The 3,167-nt window shown below is 42.2% G+C and carries 1 protein-coding gene and 2 pseudogenes; 1 reads left to right on the top strand and 2 read right to left on the bottom strand.

Annotated features, from left to right (window positions below; genetic code table 11):
- Positions 1–1,586, bottom strand: a 1,586-nt coding sequence (locus tag ACEW80_RS24230) for a DUF1565 domain-containing protein (RefSeq protein ID WP_373529037.1), incomplete at its 3' end; no start/stop codon positions are given.
- 291 nt (positions 1,587–1,877) lie between these two features.
- Between ACEW80_RS24230 and ACEW80_RS24225 the strand changes: the two are divergent.
- A pseudogene (locus ACEW80_RS24225) lies at positions 1,878–2,696 on the top strand (ATP-binding protein); the annotation flags it as partial.
- On the opposite strand, the pseudogene ACEW80_RS24220 reads toward ACEW80_RS24225, so the two are convergent.
- A pseudogene (locus tag ACEW80_RS24220) lies at positions 2,686–3,167 on the bottom strand (transposase); the annotation flags it as partial. The pseudogenes ACEW80_RS24225 and ACEW80_RS24220 overlap by 11 nt on opposite strands.

Here is a 3,167-nt window from a genome sequence, read left to right as displayed (position 1 = left end):
CTTACAATATAAGGCGAGTTAATCGCCGCTACACGGCCAGCATCTACCAAAGCTTGATATACCATCACTGCTACCTCAGCGCGTGTAGCATCGCGGGTAGGATTGAGTTGTTTGAGATTAGGGTGATTGACGATGATCTCCTTATCCATAGCTTTTGCTACCTCATCTTTGGCATATTCAGGAATCTTTGCTTGGTCATCAAAAGCTTTGATAGTTGCTGTACCATCAGCAGATAACCCTAGTCCATTCACCAGAGAGACAATCACTTGCACGCGCTGGATATTTTTGCTGGGACTGAAGGTATTGTCGGGAAAACCAGAGAGAAATAAACCTTGATATGCCTGCTGAATTACTTTGGATGCCCAGAAGTCTGCTGGTACATCTTTGAATTTGATAACCGGGCGGTTTGGCGATGGGTTGAAAGCTTTTACTAGCAATGCTGCATATTGCGCCCGTGTCATTGTAGCATCGGGTTTAAATGTGCGATCGGGAAAACCATTAACTATCCCCAATTTAACTAATTCTCGAATAAACGCACCTGCCCAATGATTACTAATATCGGTTAATTCGATAGGAGTAGGTGTTGGTGTCGGAGTTGGTGTCGGAGTTGGTGTTGGTGTCGGAGTTGGAGTTGGTGTTGGAGTTGGTGTTGGTGTCGGAGTCGGAGTTGGAGTTGGTGTTGGTGTTGGTGTTGGAGTTGGTGTCGGTGTAGGAACTGAACTATCTGCAAACTCTACATTTCCCGAAACTTTAGACGCATCTATTTTATTTCCCACGGAAACCAGCTTGTTAGAGGTGGCATTTTGCAAATCAAATTTACCGTTATTGCGTAGAGTATTGCCTCCTGGGTTATTGGTACTGCCGATATCCGGTAGCGCAGTTCCAACTATAGTTAGACCATCGTCTGTGTTATTTTCACTGACATTATTACGCAACACTGGACGAGCATTACCAGTGACGACAATCCCAGAGCGGTTTTCGGAAATTTTGTTATCTCGAAGTATGGGTGATGCGGTGTCACTAATAGCAATGCCAAAACCTGTTTTGAAGTAAGTATTACCTTGAATTTGACCTTTGGAATTTTTAGCGATCGCAATTCCATTAGCTGCATTCTCACTGAATACATTACCTAGAATAACTGGGTTGGCATCGCCTGTGGCAAATACGCCCTCGCGTTTACAGTTGGTGAAGGTGCTATTAGCAACAGTAGGGGCAGTTGATTCAATCCACACACCACTACCACGGCTAGCGAGATTTGTTACAGTTACCCCCCGGAGTTCGGCTTTATCTAACAGCACGAAAGTAACATTTTGACCAGCAAAAGTCCGGCTCAAGTAGTTACCACTTCCTTCAATCAAAATGCCATTGCCTTTGTTTACTTCATTACCTACCACTGTCACACCAGATGCAACCGTTAATGGAAACACTTCACCGCTAGCAGCATTGTAATTACCATCTGCAAGTTGAATTTTTGTGTCATTTGTAGCTACCTTGAAGGCTTGGCTAATAGTTTTAAATGGAGCTTGTTGGCTACCTGAATTGCTATCGCTGCCTGTTACTGAATTTACATAAAAAGTTTGAGCCATATTTATACCTTAATAAAATACATAGCTATCCTAACGCTAACCATGAAAACGGGTAGTGCTTGAAGTATTAAGTAACTTAAAGTACCTCTCATTACAAAGTTAAAAAATTATGCAAATGCTATAACTTGATACTCGTGTCCAATTATCGCAGTACAAGGTTTGACGACAAGCCCAAAGCTAATGGAAAAAAACGAATATTGTCCGAAATATTTAGATGCAAAGATGTAAATAACTTTATCCTTTTAAACAAGGATATCTAGGACAATACGAGATAATTGCACTACCAGCGTTATGCCCATAGATTTACGGGAATTTTATCAGGCTTCCGACCCTAGCAGAACTCTGTTTGTCAACAATAGCTCTGATGGCAAGTATTATATAGATTTTTCCTCAGTCCGAGGTGGTGATATTCTTGGCAAACTGAAGCAGAAAATTACTTTTTTTAAGCCCCATGAACCAACTTGCACTTTATTTACTGGGCATATTGGTTGTGGTAAATCGACAGAACTATTACGGTTACAGGCAGAACTGGAAATATTAGGCTTCCATGTGGTCTATTTTGAGTCTAGCGACGATTTGGAAATGACCGATGTCAATATTGCTGATGTACTGCTAGCGTTGGCGTAGCCCACCGAAGGTATCGCTCGTCGGGTTAGTCAAAGTCTGGATAAAATTACACTGGGGGAACCTAACAAGTTTAATGAGTTGCTCCAAGGTGCTTGGAAAGTCTTAAACTCCGAACTGACGGGGGGAAAACTTAAGATTCCGGGGGTTGGTGATGTCGGTTTATCCGCAGATAAAGATAAGCTTTCTCTGTCTGTGGGCATTGGTGAAATCACAGCGAAGATGAAAAATGATCCAACGCTGCGAGAAAAACTCAATCAGTATTTGGCACCGCAAAAAACTAAACTGTTGGAAGCGATTAATCAAGAATTATTGGAACCTGCGTAGGCGTAGCCCGCCGCAGGCATCGCTAAACTCAAACAGCAGGGTAAAAATGGTTTGGTGGTAATTGTTGATAATCTTGACCGCATAGATAATCGGGTCAAAGCTTGGGGTCGTCCGCAGCAGGAATATCTATTTGTCGATCAAGGTGAGTTTATGACGAAAGGCTGCCAGTGAAGCTGAGACGTAATGGAGACAATCCTACTTTTTCAGCACTTTGAAACATTAAACAACGTATGCAATAATGTCCCAGTAACCAGCCATAAATTTCTTGCACTACTTCACGAGGATTTTTAGAACGGATAGGAGTTTTACGACCATTGAGATGAACTTTTAATTCATCCAAGGTATTTTCTGCCTCCCAGCGCTGGTGATACTCAGTAGCTAAAAGCAAAGCAGGAAAAATCGCAATATCCATCAAATCGGTAATCAGACGATAAACTTTTTCTGTACCGTTCTCTTCAACAGAATATTCTATTACGCGGATAGGAATTCGGGTTGCACCCAACTTTAGAGACTTACCATCAGGGGCAATCCACGACAAATAAGAACCATCGTCAAAAGTTTGAACGACCTCGAATTTAACGTGGGCTGGTACACGTCCAAGAATATGGCATTTTTGTTTAATTGCGGCAT

Source organism: Nostoc sp. (assembly GCF_041747015.1).
Classification (GTDB): domain Bacteria; phylum Cyanobacteriota; class Cyanobacteriia; order Cyanobacteriales; family Nostocaceae; genus Nostoc.
The sequence above is the reverse complement of the archived record's forward strand: the minus strand, read 5'-3'. Positions and strand labels throughout refer to the sequence as shown.